Source organism: Pantoea eucrina, assembly GCF_001691555.1.
Lineage (GTDB): Bacteria > Pseudomonadota > Gammaproteobacteria > Enterobacterales > Enterobacteriaceae > Pantoea > Pantoea borealis.
In genome coordinates, this window is record NZ_MAYN01000008.1 from 665,916 (window position 1) to 687,541 (window position 21,626).

Annotated in this window: 21 protein-coding genes; 12 read left to right on the plus strand and 9 right to left on the minus strand. The window is 57.6% G+C overall.

Translation table 11 applies throughout. The features are described 5' to 3' along the window. Nucleotides 1-55: 55 nt before the first annotated feature. The 4 genes from mepS to yeiP all read right to left on the minus strand — a co-directional run bounded on the left by mepS (nucleotide 56) and on the right by yeiP (nucleotide 3,568). On the minus strand, nucleotides 56-631 hold the full coding sequence (gene mepS / locus BBA90_RS09235; protein WP_065648865.1) for a bifunctional murein DD-endopeptidase/murein LD-carboxypeptidase: 576 nt from the start codon (nucleotides 629-631) through the stop codon (nucleotides 56-58). A 515-nt stretch (nucleotides 632-1,146) separates the two neighbouring features. Beyond that, the gene (locus BBA90_RS09240; RefSeq protein WP_065648866.1) at nucleotides 1,147-1,854 is read right to left on the minus strand and encodes a phosphatase PAP2 family protein; all 708 of its coding nucleotides are present in this window, start codon (nucleotides 1,852-1,854) and stop codon (nucleotides 1,147-1,149) included. Between the two features lie 46 nt (nucleotides 1,855-1,900). Beyond that, on the minus strand, nucleotides 1,901-2,875 hold the full coding sequence (locus BBA90_RS09245) for a CobW family GTP-binding protein (protein ID WP_065648867.1): 975 nt from the start codon (nucleotides 2,873-2,875) through the stop codon (nucleotides 1,901-1,903). A 120-nt stretch (nucleotides 2,876-2,995) separates the two neighbouring features. After that, nucleotides 2,996-3,568: an elongation factor P-like protein YeiP gene (gene yeiP, locus BBA90_RS09250; protein ID WP_065648868.1), complete on the minus strand. Its 573-nt coding sequence runs from the start codon at nucleotides 3,566-3,568 to the stop codon at nucleotides 2,996-2,998. Nucleotides 3,569-3,718: 150 nt separating this feature from the next. On the opposite strand from yeiP, the gene BBA90_RS09255 reads away from it, so the two are divergent. The 4 genes from BBA90_RS09255 to fruA all read left to right on the plus strand — a co-directional run bounded on the left by BBA90_RS09255 (nucleotide 3,719) and on the right by fruA (nucleotide 8,036). After that, on the plus strand, nucleotides 3,719-3,973 hold the full coding sequence (locus tag BBA90_RS09255; protein ID WP_065648869.1) for a YkgJ family cysteine cluster protein: 255 nt from the start codon (nucleotides 3,719-3,721) through the stop codon (nucleotides 3,971-3,973). Between the two features lie 274 nt (nucleotides 3,974-4,247). After that, nucleotides 4,248-5,378 (plus strand): fused PTS fructose transporter subunit IIA/HPr protein, encoded by a 1,131-nt coding sequence (gene fruB, locus BBA90_RS09260; RefSeq protein WP_065648870.1) that lies wholly within the window; start codon nucleotides 4,248-4,250, stop codon nucleotides 5,376-5,378. After that, the gene (gene fruK, locus BBA90_RS09265; RefSeq protein ID WP_065648871.1) at nucleotides 5,375-6,313 is read left to right on the plus strand and encodes a 1-phosphofructokinase; all 939 of its coding nucleotides are present in this window, start codon (nucleotides 5,375-5,377) and stop codon (nucleotides 6,311-6,313) included. Before fruB ends, fruK begins: the two co-directional genes overlap by 4 nt. A 19-nt stretch (nucleotides 6,314-6,332) precedes the next feature. Beyond that, nucleotides 6,333-8,036, plus strand: a complete 1,704-nt coding sequence (gene fruA, locus BBA90_RS09270) for a PTS fructose transporter subunit IIBC (protein WP_065648872.1) — start codon at nucleotides 6,333-6,335, stop codon at nucleotides 8,034-8,036. A gap of 52 nt (nucleotides 8,037-8,088) precedes the next feature. On the opposite strand, the gene nfo is transcribed toward fruA, so the two are convergent. Continuing rightward, nucleotides 8,089-8,934, minus strand: coding sequence for a deoxyribonuclease IV (nfo, locus tag BBA90_RS09275; RefSeq protein ID WP_065648873.1), 846 nt, complete (start codon nucleotides 8,932-8,934; stop codon nucleotides 8,089-8,091). A 56-nt stretch (nucleotides 8,935-8,990) separates the two neighbouring features. Beyond that, nucleotides 8,991-10,031 (minus strand): YeiH family putative sulfate export transporter, encoded by a 1,041-nt coding sequence (locus tag BBA90_RS09280; RefSeq protein WP_065648874.1) that lies wholly within the window; start codon nucleotides 10,029-10,031, stop codon nucleotides 8,991-8,993. Between the two features lie 103 nt (nucleotides 10,032-10,134). Here BBA90_RS09280 and BBA90_RS09285 point away from each other — a divergent pair, with 103 nt between their 5' ends. The 5 genes from BBA90_RS09285 (at nucleotide 10,135) to BBA90_RS09305 (ending at nucleotide 15,177) form a co-directional block, all read left to right on the plus strand. Next, nucleotides 10,135-10,512, plus strand: coding sequence for a YkvA family protein (locus BBA90_RS09285; protein ID WP_065648875.1), 378 nt, complete (start codon nucleotides 10,135-10,137; stop codon nucleotides 10,510-10,512). A gap of 9 nt (nucleotides 10,513-10,521) precedes the next feature. After that, nucleotides 10,522-11,388: a DNA-binding transcriptional regulator YeiE gene (yieE, locus tag BBA90_RS09290; protein WP_065648876.1), complete on the plus strand. Its 867-nt coding sequence runs from the start codon at nucleotides 10,522-10,524 to the stop codon at nucleotides 11,386-11,388. Between the two features lie 132 nt (nucleotides 11,389-11,520). Beyond that, complete coding sequence (locus BBA90_RS09295) at nucleotides 11,521-12,987, plus strand: amino acid permease (RefSeq protein ID WP_065648877.1); 1,467 nt, start codon at nucleotides 11,521-11,523, stop codon at nucleotides 12,985-12,987. 322 nt (nucleotides 12,988-13,309) lie between these two features. Next, entirely contained in the window at nucleotides 13,310-14,389 is a 1,080-nt protein-coding gene (locus tag BBA90_RS09300; protein WP_065648878.1) for a FecCD family ABC transporter permease, read from the plus strand. Then, on the plus strand, nucleotides 14,389-15,177 hold the full coding sequence (locus BBA90_RS09305; RefSeq protein WP_065648879.1) for an ABC transporter ATP-binding protein: 789 nt from the start codon (nucleotides 14,389-14,391) through the stop codon (nucleotides 15,175-15,177). The genes BBA90_RS09300 and BBA90_RS09305 overlap by 1 nt, the downstream gene beginning before the upstream one ends. A gap of 55 nt (nucleotides 15,178-15,232) precedes the next feature. Here the strand turns inward: BBA90_RS09305 and fghA are convergent, their stop codons facing one another. From fghA to ptrR, 3 genes are read right to left on the minus strand one after another with little or no spacing between them, the layout of a single operon-like run. Beyond that, nucleotides 15,233-16,075: an S-formylglutathione hydrolase gene (fghA, locus tag BBA90_RS09310; protein WP_065648880.1), complete on the minus strand. Its 843-nt coding sequence runs from the start codon at nucleotides 16,073-16,075 to the stop codon at nucleotides 15,233-15,235. A gap of 11 nt (nucleotides 16,076-16,086) precedes the next feature. Further along, nucleotides 16,087-17,211, minus strand: a complete 1,125-nt coding sequence (locus BBA90_RS09315; protein ID WP_065648881.1) for an S-(hydroxymethyl)glutathione dehydrogenase/class III alcohol dehydrogenase — start codon at nucleotides 17,209-17,211, stop codon at nucleotides 16,087-16,089. A gap of 49 nt (nucleotides 17,212-17,260) precedes the next feature. After that, nucleotides 17,261-18,187, minus strand: a complete 927-nt coding sequence (gene ptrR / locus BBA90_RS09320) for a putrescine utilization regulator PtrR (RefSeq protein WP_065648882.1) — start codon at nucleotides 18,185-18,187, stop codon at nucleotides 17,261-17,263. Between the two features lie 308 nt (nucleotides 18,188-18,495). On the opposite strand from ptrR, the gene folE reads away from it, so the two are divergent. The 3 genes from folE to galS all read left to right on the plus strand — a co-directional run bounded on the left by folE (nucleotide 18,496) and on the right by galS (nucleotide 21,551). Continuing rightward, nucleotides 18,496-19,161, plus strand: a complete 666-nt coding sequence (folE, locus tag BBA90_RS09325) for a GTP cyclohydrolase I FolE (RefSeq protein WP_039385439.1) — start codon at nucleotides 18,496-18,498, stop codon at nucleotides 19,159-19,161. 47 nt (nucleotides 19,162-19,208) lie between these two features. Further along, nucleotides 19,209-20,369, plus strand: coding sequence for a DUF418 domain-containing protein YeiB (gene yeiB / locus BBA90_RS09330; protein WP_065648883.1), 1,161 nt, complete (start codon nucleotides 19,209-19,211; stop codon nucleotides 20,367-20,369). A gap of 141 nt (nucleotides 20,370-20,510) precedes the next feature. Continuing rightward, the gene (gene galS / locus BBA90_RS09335; protein WP_065648884.1) at nucleotides 20,511-21,551 is read left to right on the plus strand and encodes an HTH-type transcriptional regulator GalS; all 1,041 of its coding nucleotides are present in this window, start codon (nucleotides 20,511-20,513) and stop codon (nucleotides 21,549-21,551) included. Nucleotides 21,552-21,626 lie beyond the last annotated feature (75 nt).

Genomic DNA, 21,626 nt, shown 5'->3' on the forward strand with positions numbered 1-21,626 from the left:
TGCCGGGGCAGCGTTTCTGTTTTCTCTGGCTGAGAGAATCATCGGAGAAAAGGGATCAGCTTGGATTTTTAGCCAGAACCCGTCGTGCTTCGCGGTAGCGTGTCTTCCAGTAGCTGTCATTAAGATTTGAAATCATTACGCCGCTGCTGGTAGAGGCATGAACAAAATTATCATTGCCCAGATAAATGCCAACGTGTCGTCCGGTAGAGCCGGCACGGAACAGCACTAAATCACCCGGACGCAGTTTACCGCGTGAAATCCCTTTACCCGTGTCCTGCTGCTCATACGTTGAGCGGGGCAGCTCCAGACCAAACTGGTCGCGAAAGGTGCGCTGAACAAAAGCAGAACAGTCGATGCCACGTTTGGTATCACCGCCTAAGCGATAGCGGACACCTTTCCAGTCGCTGTACTGTTCCATGATGCGGGACTTGATGTCCACATTCTGCACCATTTGTTCAAATTCGTCCTGAGACGCCTGAAGTAAAAAACCATTGTGGTTGTTAACTTCATGATTCTCGTTTTTCGCATTCTGGCCGTTATGGCTGCTACTACATGCTGATAAAAGTGTGGCTAATACTACCGCGGGAATAATCCGCCTGAGGTATCTCAGAATTGGTTGAGACTTGACCATTATACGTGTGTTCCTTCGATGTCCTTACGACAGAATGTCGCCAGCCAGATGACAAAACGGGTTGAGATTAATAAGTACCGCGGTCTAAGACAAATCCTTAATTACTAAAATGTGTTAATGGACACATTTTTCGCTCGGTTTGCCACCACATTTTATGCTGCACCAGGGTAATCGAGCTTGAGGTTAACTGATTACAGACCGCGTGGCGAGTGGTTTTATATAAATTTCTATAGGTTTTTTTGATGTAAATTAAAACATTCACTGAACGGCTACTTTATCACCAGGTGGGCGTAATTAATGCGCAAATAAGCCGCCGCTTAAGCGGGCAATTCCGGCGTTAATGCTGATTTTCAGCGGGTTCTGACTGGACAGGGGATAACAAGAGAAAATGTTAAGGCTTGTTTGCCATCATGTTTTCTTTTGATGGCAAACTGTTAGGTCGCTAATAGTTTTTTAAAGCATTAAATAAGCGCAGGCGGGTCACTTTTTGCTCTCCGGTTACCTGCGCTAAACAATTACGCGCGTGGCTTATATTTGCCAGGCAGCGTGCGATATAGCCACGTCACCAGTTTGTCGCTGGCGGGCGTTAATAGCCACCAGCTTAAGCCAGCTAATATTACCGACAGCGAACCCACGGCAATATCGGTAAACCAGTGGGCACCGGCCATTATGCGCGGCAGAGCAAACAGCACCACAATCAGCACGCCGGTTAAAAATGCCCGGAAGCCAAAATAGCGCCACATAAAGCAGGCAAAAATAATCAGCATCATGCCGTGGTCGCCAGGAAAGCTATCGCGCGAGGCATCTTTTGCGGGAATGCCGGTGAGTTCGCTGACGCGATGAACATTATCAAAAAACAGCGTCGGGCTGGCATGTTTCACCGGCAGCAGATGGCCCAGCTGATTTAATACAACGGCCGTCAGCAGCATGGTGATCCCGATAGCCAGCATGCGCCGGCGTCCTTCCGGCGTTTCGCGTCGCCAGAACGCGAGGTAAAGCAGCCCCATCGCCAGCAGGGAAACCGCATCAAACCCGCGATAGTTGGTTATCGCTACCAGCACGGCAAACGCGTGGTGATCGACCATCAGATCGTTAAAGCTGAAAAAGATCCCTTTATCGACAGCGAACCAGAAACCGTGATTAGCGGGCAGGTACCAGGAGAGAAACAGCATCATACCCAGTGCATTCAGCAGCAGGATAGTGACAAGACGTGTTGCGCGCATAAAAAGTGACACCCAAAAAGTAAAATAACAGGCAAACCTAGCGCAATTAATTTAAACGAATCTTCAACAGCGAGGTCTGCAGCGCATTCCAGTCGGCTGGCTGATGATGGATCAGTTCAATACGGCTGTCAGGCGGGGTAACCGGGCGGGTTTCAATAAACAGATCGTCACCCTGTCGGTTCACGTTCACCAGACCATCCGGCGTACGCAGCACGCCTTTTACGCGATCAACCGGCGCATGTCGCGCCCACTCCAGCAGCGGAATGGTATCAAACTGTGTCTCTTCATCGAAAATCCAGCCGCAGGAAGCATAGCCCTGACCTTCGTTTAACGCACGCCGCCAGCGCGCCTGACCCTCCAGTTTCAGCGCCGCCAGACCCTGCTGGCGCGAGCTGTGGGGATGATGGACCGCGTCAGGAAGCGGGCGATCAATCTGTGCCGGCTGTGTCAGCAGGGCCGGGTCGATTTTACCCCATGCGGTTTCTGTCAGCAGGCGGTCACCCAGGTTATCCCGCTGCCAGTCCGCCAGACGCTGGCGATCTTCCGGCTGCCACCGATCGCTTTTACTGGCGACAATAATGTCAGCGGCAGCGAGCTGATCGCGAAAATTTTCGTTTGCGGCCACGCGCGCATCGGCAAGCTGGCGTGGATCGAGCAGGGTCAGCGTCGCATCCACTGTTATCCACGGCTGATACACCGCAGCGCGAAGCATGCTAAGTAACTGTTTGGGATGGCCTAGGCCGGTAGGTTCGATGATCAGACGATCGGGCTTTGTCTGCTTCAGCAGCATATTGAGTCCGACCTGCAGCGGCAGGCCGTTAACGCAGCACATGCAGCCGCCGGGTATCTCTTTTAGCGCCGCGCCGCGGTTGGCCAGCAGGGCACCATCAATGCCCACCTCGCCAAACTCATTGACCAGAATCGCCCATTTCTCATTGGCCGGTTTATGGGCGAGCAGATGCAGCAGCGTGGTGGTTTTGCCGCTGCCGAGAAAGCCGGTAATGAGGTTGACGCGCGTCATAGTTTCTCCCTGTGGCCTGCTGCATCTGGCAGGCAGTGAACTGAGCGTGCGGCCGGCAACGCGGACCGCGCCCGATAGTGTTATAGTATAACAACCTGACGGGCGCGGACAACGCGGCGATCAGTCGGCTCGACTCATATAGCGTCGTTCAGCCACATGAATGCGAATACGATCGCCATTGCTGAGGTATTCAGGTACCTGTACCGAGAGGCCGGTACTCATCACTGCGGGTTTCGTGCGCGCGCTGGCGGATGCGCCTTTGATGCCCGGCGTCGTATCAGCAATCACCATATCCACCGTTTGCGGTAGCTCCAGCGCCAGTACCTGACCCTCCATTGTCAGCACCTGCATGCCGGGGATCCCGCCTTCCGGAATAAACAGTAGCTCCTCGGCAATCTGCTCCTGCTTAAAGTTATAGGGCGTGTAATCCTCATCATCCATAAACACATATTCATCGCCATCGATATAAGAAAAGGTTACCGGCCGACGGCTCAGCTGAATGGCATCGATAATATCGTCGCCTTTGAATCGCTCTTCGACCTTGAGGCCGGTACGGACATCGGTAAACCGCATTTTATAGAGCGTTGCCGCCCCGCGTGCGCTGGGACTTTGCACATCAATATCCTTCACCAGCAACAGCTTGCCGTTCCAGGTAACGGCCATTCCTTTTTTGATTTCGTTTGCCTTAGGCATGATGTTCTTCACTCAGAAAAGAGAGGTGCGCGTCACGTTACGCGCGCGATCGAAAACAGGCAAGTGAGGCCCGGTAAAATTGTTATCCGCGCATAGCTTTCAGGGGGCAGGGCTGCTATTGTCGCCGCGAAATCTCTGCCGGAGCGCCTCATGTTATGCCGCGACCAGTGCGGTGCCTGCTGCACCGCGCCCTCAATTTCTTCGCCTATTCCGGGTATGCCTCACGGCAAGCCTGCCAATACGCCCTGCATTCAGCTGGATGCGCAGCAGCGCTGCCAGCTGTTTGGTTCGCCACTGCGTCCGGCCGTCTGCGCAGGCCTGCAGCCTGGACCGGAAATGTGCGGCCGTAGCCGGGAAGAGGCGATGACCTATCTGCTGCAGCTTGAAGCAGAGACGGCACCCTGACGTGCTGTAAGTCTGCTGAAAATCTGCCCAACCGGCTGCCTTCACCTTCAGCACATTCATCAGCTGTAGCGTGCGAAAAATCTTAATTTCCCGATGAAGTGTGCGTAGCGTCAAAGATCTGTTCTTTGGTTTACGCATTTTCTTGCCTCAAAGGTCCGCCTGTACCATATTCCCTGAAACGTTTCAGCGTTGTAGTTGCGGCTAAGTGGCTGTGATGCAGCGTGTTTTTTCGCCATTAAGCTGAAACGATTCAATTCAGCAAGCGAGGAGAGATATGTTCCAGCTCGAAGTTCAGGCCATCCATACCGGCGCCACGGCACAGACAAAAGAAGACGCTATTCGTCAGGTTGCTGCCGCGCTGACTGCAGCAGGCAATGTTGCTGAAGGCTATGTCAGCGGCATGCTGGCTCGCGAACAGCAGACCAGCACCTTTCTCGGCAACGGCATTGCTATTCCACACGGCACTACCGACACCCGTGACCTGGTGCTGAAAACCGGCGTGCAGGTTTATCAGTTTCCACAGGGCGTAGAGTGGGGCGAAGGGCAGATCGCCTATGTCGCTATCGGCATCGCCGCTAAATCAGATGAGCATCTGGCGCTGCTGCGTCAGCTGACGCATGTGTTAAGCGATGACAGCGTGGCAGAGCAGCTGAAATCGGCTTCCGCCGAAGATCTGCGCGCGCTGCTGATGGGTGAGAAGCAGGGAGCTGAATTTACCTTTGATACCTCGCTGATTGCGGTGGATGTGGCGGCGAACGATCTGATCACGCTGCAGGCGCTGAATGCCGGTCGTCTGCAGGCTGCCGGTGCAGTTGACGCGGCATTTATTACAGAGGTTATCTCCCGCACACCGCTGAGTCTGGGGCAGGGGATCTGGCTGAATGACAGCGCGCAGGGCAACCTGGGCAGCGCAGTCGCGGTAAGCCGCCCGGCAGCACCGTTTGACTGGCAGGGCGAACGCGTGGCGCTGCTGCTGACGGTTGCCGCTGTGGATGAGCGTCCGCTGGAGGTGCTGGGTTACCTGAGCAATCTGCTGCAGAACAATAAAGCTGAACGTCTGCTGAAAGCGGACGCAGCCGGTGTACTGGCGCTGCTCACCAGCGAAGTGGATGAAGCGGCTGAAGTCCTGACCGCAGAGTTTACCATCCGCAATGAGCATGGCCTGCATGCGCGTCCGGGCACGGCGCTGGTCAGCGTGATCAAACAGTTTAACAGTGACGTCACCGTGACTAATCTCGACGGCAGCGGCAAGCCTGCTAACGGTCGCAGCCTGATGAAAGTGGTGGCGCTGGGCGTGAAGAAAGGCCATCGCCTGCGCTTTACCGCCAGCGGTGATGATGCGCCACAGGCGATGCAGGCAATTGAAGAAGCCATTAATTCCGGTCTGGGTGAGGGGGCAGCATGAGCCGTCGCGTCGCCACCATTACGCTGAACCCGGCTTATGACCTGGTAGGCTTTACGCCGGAAATAGAGCGCGGTGAAGTCAATCTGGTGAAAACCACCGGCCTGCATGCGGCAGGCAAAGGCATCAACGTAGCCAAAGTGCTTAAAGATCTCGGCATCGACGTCACTGTCGGTGGCTTTATGGGCCGGGAAAATCAGGACGGTTTCCAGCAGCTGTTCAGCGAGCTGGGGATAGCTAACCGCTTTCAGGTTGTGCAGGGTCGTACCCGTATTAACGTAAAGCTCACGGAAAAAGATGGGGAGGTCACAGACCTTAACTTCTCCGGCTTTGAGGTGACAGCACAGGACTGGGAGCGCTTTACCGCAGATTCTCTGACCTGGCTCGGCCAGTTCGATATGGTCTGCGTCAGCGGCAGCCTGCCCGGCGGCGTGACGCCTGAAGCGTTTACCCGCTGGATGAGCGATCTGCGTACGCTCTGCCCGTGCATTATTTTTGACAGCAGTCGCGATGCGCTGGTTGCAGGCCTGAAAGCAGCGCCGTGGCTGGTTAAACCTAACCGGCGCGAGCTGGAGATCTGGGCTAACCGCAAACTGCCTGAACTGCAGGATGTCATTAACGCGGCGCATGAGCTGCGCGAGCAGGGTATCGCGCACGTCGTGATTTCGCTCGGCGCAGAAGGCGCGCTGTGGGTCAACGCATCTGGCGAATGGCTGGCAAAACCGCCGGTCTGTGAGGTTGTCAGCACAGTGGGTGCCGGTGACTCCATGGTCGGCGGCCTGATTTATGGCCTGCTGATGCGTGAATCCAGCGAACATACGCTGCGACTCGCTACCGCTGTGGCGGCGATGGCTGTCAGTCAGAGCAACGTCGGCGTAGCCGATCGTACCCGGTTGGCCGCGATGATGGCGCGCGTCGACTTACAACCCGTTAACTAACAGCAGGAGAGCGATGATAATGAAAACGCTGCTGATAAAAGATTCTTCACTGGGACTGGCCTCCGCACATCTGGCAACTGAACGTCTGCGCGCTGCAGCAGCACAGGCCGGACTGGAGCTGGTCAACAGTGCCGCTGAAGCCGAACTGATCCTGGTTGCCGGTGAACATATTCCGGAAGATGCGCAGCTGGCGGGCAAATCCGTGGCGTGCGTTGATGTGCAGCAGGCGCTGCGCGATCCGCAGGCGGCGATCGCACAGGCGCGGGCAAGCGCGCAGCGCTGGCAGCCTGCAACCGCGCCGGCAGCAGGCGCTGCGGCGGTGCCGGCTGCGGCGACAGCACAGAAACGCATTGTTGCTGTTACTGCCTGTCCGACCGGAGTAGCACACACCTTTATGGCGGCAGAAGCGATTGACGCGGAAGCGAAAAAACGCGGCTGGTGGGTGAAAGTAGAAACCCGTGGTTCCGTGGGTGCCGGTAACCCGATTACGCCGGAAGAGGTGGCTGCCGCCGATCTGGTGATCGTGGCCGCAGATATCGACGTCGATCTGGCAAAATTTGCCGGCAAGCCGATGTATCGCACCTCCACCGGCCTGGCGCTGAAAAAAACGGCGCAGGAGCTGGATAAAGCGCAGGCGGAAGCGAAAATTTATCAGCCTTCCGGCAGTCAGAGCGCCAGCGCACAGAGTGACAGTAAAGAGAAAGCGGGCGCCTATCGTCACCTGCTGACCGGTGTCTCCTACATGCTGCCGATGGTGGTGGCAGGGGGCCTGAGCATTGCGCTGTCGTTCGCGTTTGGGATCACCGCGTTTAAAGAGCCAGGCACGCTGGCTGCGGCGCTGATGCAGATTGGCGGCGGCAGCGCATTTGCGCTGATGGTGCCGGTTCTGGCAGGTTTTATCGCCTTCTCTATCGCTGACCGCCCGGGCCTGACGCCTGGTCTGATTGGCGGGATGATTGCTACCAGCATTAACGCCGGTTTTCTCGGCGGCATCATTGCCGGTTTCATTGCAGGTTACGCAGCGAAGCTGCTGAGCAGCAAAGTGAAGCTGCCGCAGAGCATGGAAGCCCTGAAGCCCATACTGATTATTCCGCTGGTCGCGAGCCTGATCACGGGCCTGCTGATGATCTACGTTGTGGGTAAACCGGTTGCCGGCATCATGAGCGGTCTGACCAGCTGGCTGTCCAACATGGGTACTGCGAACGCCGTGCTGCTGGGTGCCATTCTCGGCGGGATGATGTGTACCGATATGGGCGGTCCGGTCAACAAAGTAGCCTATGCTTTCGGCGTCGGTCTGCTGAGTTCGCAAACCTATGCGCCAATGGCCGCCATTATGGCTGCGGGCATGGTGCCACCGCTGGCAATGGGTGTGGCCACGCTGGTTGCTCGTCGCAAATTCAACAAAGGACAGCAGGAGGGCGGTAAAGCGGCACTGGTGCTGGGTCTCTGCTTTATCTCTGAAGGGGCTATTCCGTTTGCGGCGCGCGATCCGATGCGCGTGCTGCCGTGCTGCATCATTGGCGGTGCCGTGACTGGCGCTATCTCAATGGCGATTGGCGCGAAGCTGATGGCACCTCACGGCGGTCTGTTTGTGCTGCTGATCCCGGGGGCGATTACGCCGGTGCTGGGCTATCTGCTGGCGATTATCATCGGTACCGCGATTGCCGGTCTCGGTTACGCCGTACTGAAGCGTCCGGAAGAGGAGCTGGCGAAAGCCGCGTAACCCGACGGACATAAAAAAAGGGAGCTAAGGCTCCCTTTTTTATTGCCTGTTGTCAGGCGTGCTGCTCTGCTTTAAGCCAGGCGATCTCATCTTTCCAGATATCGGGATTAATGGTCTCCAGAATCAGCGGAATATTGTCGAAGCGTGCATCTTTCATCAGCCAGCTGAACACGGTTTTGCCAATGTTGCCTTCACCGAGACTGTGGTGGCGATCGACGCGGCTGCCGAGTGCGCTTTTGGCGTCGTTCAGATGCATCCCGCGCAGATAGTTAAAGCCCACCACGCGCTCAAATTCGGCAAAGGTTGCGATGCAGTCGGCTTCGGTCCGCAGATCGTATCCGCCGGCAAAGGTGTGACAGGTATCCAGACAGACCCCCACGCGTGATTTATCTTCGACGTGCTCAATAATGGTCGCAAGATGCTCAAAGCGGTAGCCGAGATTGCTGCCCTGGCCGGCGGTATTTTCAATCACCGCGACGACGTTTTGCGTTTTATCCAGCGTGATGTTGATCGATTCGGCGATGCGCTTCAGGCACGTCTCTTCATCGAGCTTCTGCAGATGGCTGCCGGGGTGGAAGTTCAGCAGCGTCAGACCAAGCTGGTCGGCCCGCTGCATCTCATCCAGAAAAGCGGCACGCGATTTCTCCAGCGCCTCAGCCTCCGGGTGACCCAGATTGATCAGAAAGCTGTCGTGCGGCAGGATTTGCGCGGAAGAGTAGTTATACCGCGCGCAGGCGCTTTTGAACGCGTCAATGGTCTGCGCAGAGAGCGGCGCAGCTTTCCACTGACGCTGATTTTTTGTAAAGAGCGCAAAGGCGGTGGCCTCCAGCTCATGGGCGCGGATCACTGCCTGATCCACGCCGCCGGATGCGCTGACGTGTGCACCGATATATTTCATGCCGCTCTCCTGTGTGGGCGTTAACAAAAGCAAGGCGCACATGATAGCGGAAGCCGCTATGCCATGAAATGTTGCACCAGCAAATTCAGCGCACCGCCGCCGGCGATCAGCCAGCAAAACATTATCAGCCCCAGCAGCAGCGGCTTCGCGCCCGCCTGCTTCAGCGCGGAGAAGCGCGTGGTCAGACCCAGCGCTGCCATCGCCATCGCCAGCAGCAGATCAGCCAGCTGGTTCAGGGCGCTAATCAGTCCGGCCGGCAGCAGCTGCAGTGAATTAACCAGCGCGACTGCGATAAACAGCAGCGCAAACCACGGAAAGCTGTGTGCAGAGGTGGCCGTGCGCGGGCCACGCCGCCGGAGCCAGCTGCCCAGCAGCAGCAGAAAAGGGGCCAGCATCATGACGCGCAGCATCTTGGTGATCACCGCCATGTTCTCTGCTTCAGCGCCCATAGCGTGTCCGGCCGCTACCACCTGCGCTACCTCATGCAGCGTGGAGCCGGTAAAGATGCCAAACTGCGCGGCGCTGACAGCCGGCAGCAGCGTAAACAGCAGGGGATAAATCAGGATCCCGGCAGTACCAAACAGCACCACCGTTGCCACTGCCACCGCCACTTTCGAGGCGTCAGCTTTGACCACGGGTTCCGTTGCCAGCACCGCCGCCGCCCCGCAGATGCTGCTGCCGGCACCGATCAGCCACACCGTCTCGCGATCCATTTTCAGCAGCCGGATGCCCGCCAGGCAGGTAAGCAGAAACGTTGTGCCAATAATCAGCGTATCGATCACGACGCCGCGCAGGCCAACGCCGGCGATCTGCTGAACGGTGATGCGAAAGCCATAGAGAATAATGCCGAGGCGCAACAGGCGCTGTTTAGCCAGCAGCACGCCGCTATCGCAGTGAATGGCTATATGCGGATAGAAGGTATTACCTGCAATAATGCCGCCAATAATTGCCAGCGTCAGCGCGCCCAGACCGGCGTGAGACAGCCACGGCAGCGTGGTAAGCCAGGCGGCGCCAGCTGCCAGTGCCGCCGTAAGGACCAGACCCGGCACCACCCGGCAGGGCGGGAGCGCCGGTTTTAATATGCTAAATTCAGCCATTAACCACCTCCTGAGTATGGCAATAGCCTGCGCCTCTCTGTTATAAAAGTGAAATTGATAATATCTTTATAATCGACCGGAATAAGTGATAAGGAGAAGGGCTATGTTTGTGCGCCTGCGCCGCTGGGCACAGCTGATTAAGCGGGACGTTCTGACGCTGTGGTTTGCCTGTCGCGATCCGCGTACGGCATGGTGGTTCAAACTGATGGCCTTTGGACTGGTAGCCTATGCGCTCAGCCCGATTGACCTTATTCCCGACTTCATCCCGATTATTGGTCTGCTGGACGACGCCATCATTGTGCCGCTCGGCGTGATCATTCTGCTGCGTCTGCTGCCGCGCGACATTCGTATCAGCAGCGCTGAACGCGCGGAGGTACAGCGTGCGCGCGGGGTGAGAATTGTCAGTCGTGCCGGCTTTGCCCTGATCCTGCTGATCTGGATCGGCATTATCGTCTGGCTGATACAGCGCTATATGGCCTGAGGAGCAATCATGCATATCACGCTACGCCAGATTGAAGTGTTCACTGAGGTGCTGAAGAGCGGTTCAACCACCCAGGCCTCGCAGGTGCTGTCGCTGTCGCAGTCGGCGGTGAGCGCGGCGCTGGCGGATCTCGAAAACCAGCTCGGCGTACAGCTGTTCGACCGCGTCGGCAAGCGGCTGGTACTGAATGAACATGGCCGGCTGCTCTATCCGCGCGCCGTGGGGCTGCTGGAGCAGGCGGGTGAAATTGAGCAGCTTTTTCGGGAAGACAGCGGGGCGATCCGGCTGTTTGCCAGCAGCACTATCGGTAACTATTTGCTGCCTGGCATGATTGCCGCTTACCGGCGCGACTTTCCCGGACTGCCGCTGGAACTGAGCGTCGGCAACAGTCAGGATGCGATTCAGGCGGTGGCAGATTTCCGCGTCGACATCGGTTTGATTGAAGGGCCATGCCACGAGCCGGATATCATCAGCACGCCGTGGCTGGAAGATGAGCTGGTGGTGTTTGCAGCACCTGACTCGGCGCTGCTGCAGCAGCCGGTAACGCTGGCAAGCCTTGCGGCGGCACCGTGGATCCTGCGTGAGCGCGGCTCCGGCACGCGTGAAATCGTTGACTACCAGCTGCTGTCGCATCTGCCGCAGTTTCAGCTCGGTATGGAACTGGGTAACTCCGAAGCGATCAAGCATGCGGTACGGCACGGTATGGGCATCAGCTGCCTGTCGCGTCGGGTGATCGCCGACCTGCTTGAAGCAGGTACGCTGGCAGAAGTTGAGGTACCGCTGCCGCGCCTGACGCGCACGCTCTACCGTATCCACCACCGGCAAAAACATCTCTCAAACGCGCTCAACCGCTTTCTCGCGTACTGCTGTGAATAGCCTGCGGCGGCGGGTACTGCTAATAATCGCCCGCCGATCATGAAGGTAACTAATAACCCGAGGTGAATGCTATACAGCGCAGGGTTAGCTGCTACAATCGCGCCTTATTTTTATCCGGCATAGCGTTTACACATGCATAATGACTCAAAAACAACACAACAACCTGGGCTGCGCCGTGAATTAAAAGCGCGCCATCTCACCATGATCGCCATCGGCGGCTCCATCGGCACCGGCCTGTTTGTCGCTTCCGGCGCCACCATTTCACAGGCAGGACCCGGCGGCGCGCTGCTCTCCTATGCCCTGATCGGGCTGATGGTCTACTTTCTGATGACCAGCCTCGGCGAACTGGCTGCCTTTATGCCGGTTTCCGGCTCCTTCGCGACCTATGGCGCAAAATATGTTGAAGAGGGCTTTGGCTTCGCACTGGGCTGGAACTACTGGTACAACTGGGCGGTGACCATCGCCGTTGATCTGGTCGCCTCGCAGCTGGTGATGAACTACTGGTTCCCCGATACGCCCGGCTGGATCTGGAGCGCCACCTTTCTCTGCCTGATGTTTCTGATTAACTTCATCTCAGTGAAGGGTTTTGGTGAAGCAGAGTACTGGTTCTCGCTGATTAAAGTCGCCACCGTGATTATCTTTATTATGGTCGGCATTCTGATGATCACCGGCATCATGCGCGGTGCAGAACACGCAGGCTGGCACAACTGGACCGTGGGCGATGCGCCTTTTGCCGGCGGGTTTTCCGCAATGATTGGCGTGGCGATGATTGTCGGCTTCTCCTTCCAGGGCACTGAGCTTATCGGTATCGCCGCCGGGGAGTCGGAAGATCCGGCAAAAAATATTCCGCGCGCGGTACGACAGGTTTTCTGGCGTATCCTGCTGTTTTATGTGTTTGCGATTCTGATCATCAGCCTGATCCTGCCCTATACCGATCCGCAGCTGCTGCACAATGACGTAACCGATATCAGCGTCAGCCCGTTTACGCTGGTGTTCCAGAATGCCGGTCTGCTCTCCGCAGCGGCGATCATGAATGCAGTGATCCTGACATCGGTACTTTCGGCGGGTAACTCTGGTATGTACGCCTCAACGCGCATGCTGTTTAATCTCGCCCGCGAGGGCAAAGCGCCGCGTATCTTTGCAAAACTCTCAAAAGGCGGCGTGCCGCGCAACGCGCTGATCGCGACCACCGTGGTAGCGGGTCTCTGCTTCCTGACATCAAAGTTCGGTAATCAGGAAGTTTACCTGTGGCTGCTTAATACCTCAGGTATGACCGGCTTTATCGCCTGGCTGGGGATTGCCATCAGTCACTATCGTTTCCGCCGTGGCTATGAGGCTCAGGGACGCGATCTCGCTGATTTACCTTATCGATCCGGCTTTTTCCCGCTGGGCCCCATCTTCGCCTTTGTGCTCTGCCTGATTATTACGCTGGGACAGAACTATCAGGCGTTCCTCGCCGATACCATCGACTGGTATGGCGTGGCAGCAACCTATATCGGTATTCCGCTATTCCTGATTATCTGGATGGGTTACCGGCTGACGCGCGGCAGTCGTGTGGTGAAATACAGCGACATGGAGTTCCCGGTTTTTAAGCAGTAAAACCTGGCGTGGCGGCATTCCAATTCAAAAGCAGGGGACGCATTTATGCGTCCCTGGTTCCAGTGCGTGACGCGGCCAGGGCGGCATCAATGCCGCCCCTGTGATTGCACGATACGCAGGGGACGCATTTATGCGTCCCTGGTTTCATGCGATTCACCCGGGCCAGGGCGGCATCAATGCCGCCCCTGCAATTGCACGATACGTAGGGGTCGCATTTATGCGTCCCGGACCGTTTGAGCTTTGTTACAGAGATATAATTGATAATTATTATCACCTGCTCTATTGTGTCAGCCGTTATGATTACGGCTATACAGGTAGACTCATGCGTACGACGGATTCCGTGCTGATAGCGGAACACCCCCCTGAAGCTGACACCCTGACACGTTATCGTCAGGTGCTGCGTCAGCGACTGCTGCTGACTGGCGTACTGGTTGTGGCTATTCTCGCCTCGGTTATTCTCGATTTCACCCTCGGCCCGGCCGGACTCTCGCTGGAAACGCTTGGTCAGACGCTGTTGCATCCGGCCGCAATGGACGCCGGCACCCGCGTAATTGTCTGGGATATTCGTCTGCCCTATGCGCTGATGGCGGTGGTGGTCGGGCTGGCGCTGGGACTGGCAGGCGCAGAGATGCAAACCATTCTGAATAACCCGCTGGCGAGCCCCTTTACGCTGGGCGTCTCTTCCGCTGCCGCCTTTGGCGCTGCGCTGGCCATTATCCTCGGCGTCGGTTTTCCCGGCCTCTCCGATCAGTGGTTTATCTCCGCTAACGCTTTTGTGTTTGCCCTGTTTGCCGCGCTGATGCTGGATGGCATTACGCGCTGGAGCAAAGTCTCGACCTCCGGCGTGGTGCTGTTTGGTATTGCCCTGGTGTTTACCTTTAACGCGCTGGTATCGATGATGCAGTTTATCGCCAGTGAAGACACGCTGCAGGGGCTGGTGTTCTGGACCATGGGCAGCCTGGCGCGTGCATCGTGGGAAAAACTGGGTGTGCTCAGTGCCGCCTTTGCGCTGCTGGTACCGTTTTCTATGCTCAGCAGTTGGAAGCTGACCGCGCTGCGGCTCGGAGAAGATCGCGCTATCAGCTTTGGTATCGACGTACGCCGCCTGCGGCTGGCGACGCTGTTACGCATCAGCATTCTCTCGGCGCTGGCGGTGGCGTTTGTCGGCCCTATCGGCTTTATCGGCCTGGTAGCACCGCATATCGCCCGCATGATGTTTGGCGAGGATCACCGCTACTATCTGCCTGCCAGTGCGCTGGTCGGTGCGCTGGTGCTGTCGCTCGCCTCGGTTGCGTCGAAAAACCTGATCCCGGGCGTGATTATTCCGGTGGGGATCGTCACCTCGCTGGTCGGCGTTCCGTTCTTTCTGAGTATTATCCTGCGTCACCGGGGGAGCGTGTAATGAGTTCAGGTTTACGTATTCAGCAATTCAGCGCCGGCTATCCTAAACGTCAGGTGATCGACAACCTGGACGTTGCCACGCTGCCGCGCGGTAAGATTACCGTGCTGCTCGGCCCGAACGGCTGCGGAAAATCCACGCTGCTGCGCGCGCTGGCGGGCCTGGGTAAAGGCGAGGGCGCACTCTGGCTGAACGGCGTTGATTTAATGGCGCAGCCCTTTACGCAGCGTGCACAGCGCGTGGTCTACCTGCCGCAGACGCTGCCCGCCGGGGTCCACCTGCATGTACTGGAATCGATTATCGTGGCGCAGCGCGCGTCGGGTGGCCTGCACAATGCTGACAGCGAAGCGGAGATTATGGCGCTGCTGGAGCAGCTGGGCATTGCCCATCTGGCGATGCGCTATCTCGATCAGCTCTCAGGTGGCCAGAAGCAGCTGGTGGGCCTGGCGCAGTCGCTGATCCGCCGGCCTGAGCTGCTGCTGCTGGATGAGCCGCTGAGCGCGCTGGATCTCAACTATCAGTTTCACGTGATGGATCTGGTGCGACGCGAAACGCGGCTGCGCAATATGGTCACGGTGGTGGTGGTGCACGATATCAATATCGCGTTGCGGCATGCTGACCATGCGCTGATGCTGAAGCAGGGCAGGCGCCTGGCAGATGGGATACCCGCAGAGGTGATCACGCCGCAGACGCTCGCGCAGGTCTATGGCGTGCGCGGCCGGATTGAGCACTGCTCGCAGGGCATGCCGCAGGTGATGATTGACGGGCTGGTGGCAGAATCGCTGATGTAATGCAGGGGCGCATCAATGCGCGCCCTGCGCAGTATCGCCTTGCAGGGCGATACCGTTATACCAGCAGATGTTTCGCGTGAAAGCGCAGGTGATCTTCCACAAAAGTGGCGATAAAGAAGTAGCTGTGGTCGTAACCCGGCTGAATACGCAGCTCCAGCGGGAAGCCCTGTTCACGCGCAATCGCCTCGAGGCGCTCCGGACGCAGCTGGTCAGCCAGAAACTGGTCGCCGTCACCCTGATCGATCAGCAGCGGCAGACGCTGCTCCGCCTCCTGCATCAGCAGGCAGCTGTCCCACTCGCGCCATGCCTGGCGATCGTCGCCGAGGTAGGCAGTAAACGCTTTCTGTCCCCACGGCACCTCGCCGGGATTCACAATCGGTGCAAAGGCGGAAGCGGAGGCAAAGCGTCCGCCGAGGCGCAGCGCCAGCACCAGCGCACCATGTCCGCCCATTGAGTGGCCCATGATCGACTGCCGGTCGCTCAGCTTGAAGTTATCTGCCAGCAGCGCCGGCAGCTCGTCGCTGAGGTAGTCAAACATGCGATAGTGCGCCGCCCACGGCTGCTGCGTCGCGTTGAGATAAAACCCGGCGCCCTGGCCAAGATCGTAACTCTCATCATTAGCCACTGCGTCACCGCGCGGGCTGGTGTCCGGCATAATCAGTACCAGACCCAGCTCGGCGGCCACGCGCTGGGCACCCGCTTTGGTGGTAAAGTTCTCGTCGCTGCAGGTCAGCCCGGCAAGAAACCAGACCGCAGGCGGCGGCGTATCAGCTTTAGGCGGCGGTAGAAAAATGCTGAACGTCATCGGACAGTTCAGTACCGCTGACTGATGTCGCCAGCGTTGTTGCCAGCCACCAAAAATACGGTGTTCTTCCAGCAGTTCCAGCGTGGATGCCATAACGCCTCCGGTTATTTGTTGAAGTGCACCACAGAGCGAATCGATTTTCCTTCGTGCATCAGATCAAAAGCGTCGTTGATCTCATCCAGCCCCATGGTATGGGTGATGAAATCGTTCAGCGCGAACTTGCCATCCAAATAATCCTGTACGATACCCGGCAGCTGGCTGCGGCCTTTCACACCACCAAACGCGGAACCCCGCCAGACGCGACCCGTGACCAGCTGGAACGGACGGGTGGAGATCTCCTCACCGGCACCGGCCACGCCGATGATAACCGACTCACCCCAGCCTTTATGGCAGCACTCCAGCGCCGAGCGCATGACGTTGACGTTACCGATGCACTCAAAGGAGAAATCGACGCCGCCATCGGTCAGCTCAACGATGACATCCTGAATAGGCTTGTCATAATCTTTCGGGTTAATCAGGTCGGTGGCACCCAGCTTGCGGGCTAGATCAAACTTGCTGGTATTGATATCGATAGCAATAATGCGGCCCGCTTTCGCCATCTGCGCACCGATGATCGCCGAGAGGCCAATGCCGCCAAGGCCAAAGATCGCTACGGTGTCGCCTGCTTTGACTTTTGCGGTGTTCATGACAGCGCCCATCCCGGTGGTCACGCCGCAGCCTAACAGGCACACTTCTTCCAGCGGTGCCTCTTTGCTGATTTTGGCCAGCGAGATTTCCGGTACGACGGTGTACTCCGAGAAGGTTGAGGTACCCATATAGTGGAAAATCGGCTGGCCATCTTTAAAGAAACGCGTGGTGCCATCCGGCATCAGTCCTTTGCCCTGGGTAGCGCGGATCGCCTGACACAGATTGGTTTTACCGGAGAGGCAGAATTTACATTTGCCGCACTCCGGGGTGTAGAGCGGGATAACGTGATCGCCCACCGCCACGCTGGTAACCCCTTCGCCTACCGCTTCCACTACACCGCCACCTTCATGACCAAGAATGGCCGGGAAGACGCCTTCAGGATCTTTACCGGAGAGCGTATAGGCATCGGTATGGCAGACACCGGTAGCAACAATGCGTACCAGAACTTCGCCTTTCTGCGGCGGCATCAGATCCACTTCTTCAATTTTCAGCGGCTCGCCAGGTGCCCAGGCAACGGCGGCGCGGGTTTTAATCATATTCATGCAATCCCTCTTGCGGTAGATGCGGGCCAGTGGCCCTGGTGGTCATTACTTATTTGAGCGGCGTCTGCTCGCTGTCCGGCAGCGGATGCAGCAGCCCGTCGTGTTGTGGCCGGTCGTCAAACATATCGATGATCAGGTATTTCAGCGCTTCAACGTTCGGCGTAAACGCGTCGCGTCGCCACATCAGCCAGGTAGCGGTATCGCGATAGAGCGGCGGCAGCGCGTGCTCCTGTACCCGCTCGCGCGCCGGCATCTGCGCCAGCACGGAGGCGGGCAGCATCGCCACGCCGGCGCCGCCCGCTACGCAGGCAACCATAGCGTGATAGGACTGGATCTCCATGACGTTGCGCGGTGCGCTCTGACTGTCGCGGTACCAGCTCTCCAGCCGGGTGCGATAGGAACAGCTGTTGCCAAAGGCAAACAGCGTATCCTGTTGCGTATCACGTGCGCTGAGGATCGGCGGGTGTTCAGGGCTGGATATCAGCACCATCTCCTCGCTGAAAGCGATACAGCCGTTCAGGTCATCATAGGGCGCAGGGCCATCAACCAGCGCCGCCGCCAGCGTGCCGGCGCGCACTTTATCGATGATATCGCCCGAGGTACCGGTCACCAGAGAGAGTGCCACCGCCGGATAGCGCTGATGATAGGCGGCCAGCAGGGCCGGCAGGCGGGTAGCCGCCGTGCTCTCCATGGAGCCAAAGGCAAAGTTGCCGCCAGGCTCACCGGCGCGGGCAATATTCAGCGCCTCATCGCTCAGTGCCAGAATACGGCGGGCATAGTTGAGAAAATTATGCCCCATCGGTGATAAACGCATGCGCTGCTTTTCGCGGATAAACAGATCAACCCCGATCTCCTCTTCCAGCTGGCGCAGGCGCGTAGTGAGATTGGAAGGCACGCGATGCAGCTGTTCAGCGGCGCGCGCCAGGGAACCGGTATCGGCCACACAGCAGAACATTCGCAGCTGAACTAAATCCATATTCTCATCCCGTAAACAAAAAGTGTGATGTTATTCATATTTCGTGAGTCTAAACCGCCCGTTAGCTGCTGGCAAGTGCGTTATGGCTGCTCTTTTACAGTTTAGCCAGGCGTGCTGCTGATAAGTGTAGTGTTAGCGACAGTCACAGCCGCCTTTTCGTGCCTTATAGCGTCAGGGTGATACACCCGCTGATTTCCAATCAGATTGATTGCTGGATTAAGCCTGCGTTGTGTTTCACAATACGCGCTCAGAATTTCCCCCGCGGGCCATGTTCTCGCGGGCGCATCACCTGCCGGAGAATGAAAACGATGAGCACCTTAAGTCAGGAAGCCGCCCTGGTTCATGAAGCGCTGCTGGCGCGCGGTCTGGAAACGCCGTTACGCGCCCCGGTGCGCGAAATGGATAGCGAAACGCGCAAGCGTGAAATTGCCGGTCACATGACGCAAATCATGCAGCTGCTGAATCTGGACCTGGAAGATGACAGCCTGATGGAGACGCCGCATCGCATCGCAAAAATGTATGTGGATGAGATTTTTTCAGGTCTCGACTACGCCAACTTCCCGAAGATCACGGTTATTGAAAACAAAATGAAAGTGGATGAGATGGTGACGGTGCGCGACATCACGCTGACCAGCACCTGCGAACACCATTTTGTGATCATCGATGGCAAGGCGACGGTGGCCTACATTCCCAAAGACAAAGTGATCGGCCTGTCAAAAATTAACCGTATTGTGCAGTTTTTCGCCCAGCGCCCGCAGGTGCAGGAGCGGCTGACGCAGCAGGTGCTGGTGGCGCTGCAGACGCTGCTTGGTACCACTAACGTGGCGGTATCGATTGATGCCGTCCACTACTGTGTGAAAGCGCGCGGCGTGAAAGATGCGACCAGCGCAACCACGACCACCTCGCTGGGCGGACTGTTTAAATCGAGCCAGAATACACGTCAGGAATTTCTGCGCGCGGTACGTCATATCTGATCCCCAGGCGGCCCCGGTGCCGCCTTTTTTAATGGCTGAGGGCAGCAATGCAACGCTATCAGGCGCTGGATTTTATTCGCGGATGCGCGGTGCTGGGCATTTTGCTGCTCAATATCACCGGCTTTGGCCTGCCGTCAGCCGCCTATCTTAACCCTGCCTGGCAGGGCAGCGTTACGCCGCAGGATGCCTGGACCTGGGCAGTGCTGGACGGGCTGGCACAGCTGAAATTCCTTACGCTGTTTGCACTCCTGTTTGGCGCCGGACTGGCCATGCAGATCCCGCGCGGCAAGCGCTGGATCTCCACCCGGCTCACGCTGCTGGTGTTTATCGGGTTTATTCACGGCGTCTTCTTCTGGGAAGGAGACATTCTGCTGGACTACGGGCTCATCGGCCTGATTATCTGGCGCCTGCTGCGTGAGGTGCCCTCTGAGCGTGCGCTGTTTCAGACCGGCGTACTGCTCTATCTGGTGGGCTGTGCGGTACTGCTTATCTTCGGCGCGATCTCCGGTAATCAGAGCAGCAGCGGCTGGCAGCCCGGTGCCGCCGCGCTGGAGTATGAAAGTTACTGGAAGCTGGTGGGCGGCTGGGAAGCGGTGCGCAACCGGCTCGATCTGCTTGCATCCGGTCTGATGGCGCTGGCATCTCAGTATGGCTGGCAGCTGGCGGGACTGATGCTGATGGGTGCCGCGCTGCTGCGCTGCGGCTGGCTGACCGGTGCGTTCAGCCTGCAGCACTATCGGCGCGCTGCACTGCTGCTGCTGACCACCGGCTGGCTGATCGCGGTGCCGGGTATCGCTGCGCAGTGGCAGCTGCACTGGGCTCAGCGCTGGACCAGCTTTTATCTGCAGGTGCCGCGCGACTTGGCTGCTCCTTTTATCAGCCTCGGCTATGCGGCGCTCTGTCTCGGCTTCTGGCCTGTGCTGGCGCGTAGCCGGCTGTGCAGGCTGATTCAGGGAGTAGGGCGAATGGCGCTGAGCAACTACCTGTTACAGACGCTGATCTGTACCACACTGTTCTACCGCTTTGATCTGTTCCTGCGCTTTGACCGGCTGCAGTTGCTGGCGCTGGTGCCCGTTATCTGGGCAATGAATCTGCTCTTCTCAGCGCTCTGGCTGCGCTATTTTCGTCAGGGACCGCTGGAGTGGCTGTGGCGCTGGCTGACGCAGCGCCTGTGTGCATCAGGCACCGCATCGTCGCCTGTCAGATAATGACCTGCATCACAAAGATCACATAAAGCAATGTAACCGTTTTCATTGGTGTGAGCTGTTTCACGTAGCTGAAGCCTGTGGCCTGACAAAATAGCGTTATTACGCGCCCGTCGCGCCTTTCAGCCTTTGTGGAACCGCTGCATGATAACGATTCGTGATGTCGCCCGACTGGCCGGAGTATCTGTTGCCACCGTGTCGCGCGTGCTCAACAACAGCAGTGCAGTCACCTCTGATACCCGCGACGCCGTGCTCCAGGCGGTGGAATCGCTGGGCTATCGTCCGAATGCCAACGCCCAGGCGCTTGCCACCCAGGTCAGCGACACGATCGGTGTCGTCGTTATGGATGTTTCCGATCCCTTTTTTGGTGCGCTGGTGAAAGCGGTGGATACCGTGGCACAGCGCGTGCACAAGCACGTTCTCATCAGTAACTCCTGGCATCAGGAAGATAAAGAGCGGCATGCCATTGAGGTGCTGATCCGTCAGCGCTGCAATGCGCTGGTGGTACATGCGAAAACGCTTTCAGACGCTGAACTCACGCAGTTTATGGATCAGGTACCAGGCATGGTGCTGGTTAACCGCGTCATCCGCGGTTATGAACACCGCTGTGTCTGTCTTGATAATGTAACCGGTGCGCAGGTTGCCACCCGCATGCTGCTGCAGCAGGGACATCAGCGTATTGGCTACCTTAGCTCCAGCCATCCAATTGAGGATGTCACGCAGCGCCGCGATGGCTGGCTGCAGGCCCTGGCAGAGCAGGGCATTCAGCCACCGGAAGCGTGGATCGCCCATGCTGAACCCGATATGCAGGGCGGTGAAGCCGCTATGGTAGAGCTGCTCGGACGTAATCTGCATCTGACCGCCGTTTTTTCCTATAACGATGGCATGGCAGCTGGCGCCCTGACGGCGCTGAAAGATAACGGCATTCAGGTGCCACAGCATTTTTCTGTCATTGGCTTTGATGATATTCCCATTTCCCGTTACACCGATCCCCAGCTGACAACTGTCCGCTATCCTATTGTTTCTATGGCAAAACTGGCGACAGAACTGGCGCTGAAAGGCGCAGCCGGCGAGCTGGATCCTCAGGCGTCACACTGCTTTATGCCCACGCTGGTGCGGCGTCACTCAGTGGCCCAGCGGCAAATTGTGGAGTCGATCACTAATCCAGGCGATAGCGCCATGTAACCGTTTCCAATATGTGATTACATTCACAGTTAATTACCAGACCGCTCACTATGATGGCAGCGTCTTACCGGACTG

Bases quoted from the DNA above. Each gene is read 5' to 3' on its own strand.
- mepS (WP_065648865.1), bottom strand. From the start codon at position 631: ATGGTCAAGTCTCAACCAATTCTGAGATACCTCAGGCGGATTATTCCC.
- BBA90_RS09240 (WP_065648866.1), bottom strand. From the start codon at position 1,854: ATGCGCGCAACACGTCTTGTCACTATCCTGCTGCTGAATGCACTGGGT.
- BBA90_RS09245 (WP_065648867.1), bottom strand. From the start codon at position 2,875: ATGACGCGCGTCAACCTCATTACCGGCTTTCTCGGCAGCGGCAAAACC.
- yeiP (WP_065648868.1), bottom strand. From the start codon at position 3,568: ATGCCTAAGGCAAACGAAATCAAAAAAGGAATGGCCGTTACCTGGAAC.
- BBA90_RS09255 (WP_065648869.1), top strand. From the start codon at position 3,719: ATGTTATGCCGCGACCAGTGCGGTGCCTGCTGCACCGCGCCCTCAATT.
- fruB (WP_065648870.1), top strand. From the start codon at position 4,248: ATGTTCCAGCTCGAAGTTCAGGCCATCCATACCGGCGCCACGGCACAG.
- fruK (WP_065648871.1), top strand. From the start codon at position 5,375: ATGAGCCGTCGCGTCGCCACCATTACGCTGAACCCGGCTTATGACCTG.
- fruA (WP_065648872.1), top strand. From the start codon at position 6,333: ATGAAAACGCTGCTGATAAAAGATTCTTCACTGGGACTGGCCTCCGCA.
- nfo (WP_065648873.1), bottom strand. From the start codon at position 8,934: ATGAAATATATCGGTGCACACGTCAGCGCATCCGGCGGCGTGGATCAG.
- BBA90_RS09280 (WP_065648874.1), bottom strand. From the start codon at position 10,031: ATGGCTGAATTTAGCATATTAAAACCGGCGCTCCCGCCCTGCCGGGTG.
- BBA90_RS09285 (WP_065648875.1), top strand. From the start codon at position 10,135: ATGTTTGTGCGCCTGCGCCGCTGGGCACAGCTGATTAAGCGGGACGTT.
- yieE (WP_065648876.1), top strand. From the start codon at position 10,522: ATGCATATCACGCTACGCCAGATTGAAGTGTTCACTGAGGTGCTGAAG.
- BBA90_RS09295 (WP_065648877.1), top strand. From the start codon at position 11,521: ATGCATAATGACTCAAAAACAACACAACAACCTGGGCTGCGCCGTGAA.
- BBA90_RS09300 (WP_065648878.1), top strand. From the start codon at position 13,310: ATGCGTACGACGGATTCCGTGCTGATAGCGGAACACCCCCCTGAAGCT.
- BBA90_RS09305 (WP_065648879.1), top strand. From the start codon at position 14,389: ATGAGTTCAGGTTTACGTATTCAGCAATTCAGCGCCGGCTATCCTAAA.
- fghA (WP_065648880.1), bottom strand. From the start codon at position 16,075: ATGGCATCCACGCTGGAACTGCTGGAAGAACACCGTATTTTTGGTGGC.
- BBA90_RS09315 (WP_065648881.1), bottom strand. From the start codon at position 17,211: ATGAATATGATTAAAACCCGCGCCGCCGTTGCCTGGGCACCTGGCGAG.
- ptrR (WP_065648882.1), bottom strand. From the start codon at position 18,187: ATGGATTTAGTTCAGCTGCGAATGTTCTGCTGTGTGGCCGATACCGGT.
- folE (WP_039385439.1), top strand. From the start codon at position 18,496: ATGAGCACCTTAAGTCAGGAAGCCGCCCTGGTTCATGAAGCGCTGCTG.
- yeiB (WP_065648883.1), top strand. From the start codon at position 19,209: ATGCAACGCTATCAGGCGCTGGATTTTATTCGCGGATGCGCGGTGCTG.
- galS (WP_065648884.1), top strand. From the start codon at position 20,511: ATGATAACGATTCGTGATGTCGCCCGACTGGCCGGAGTATCTGTTGCC.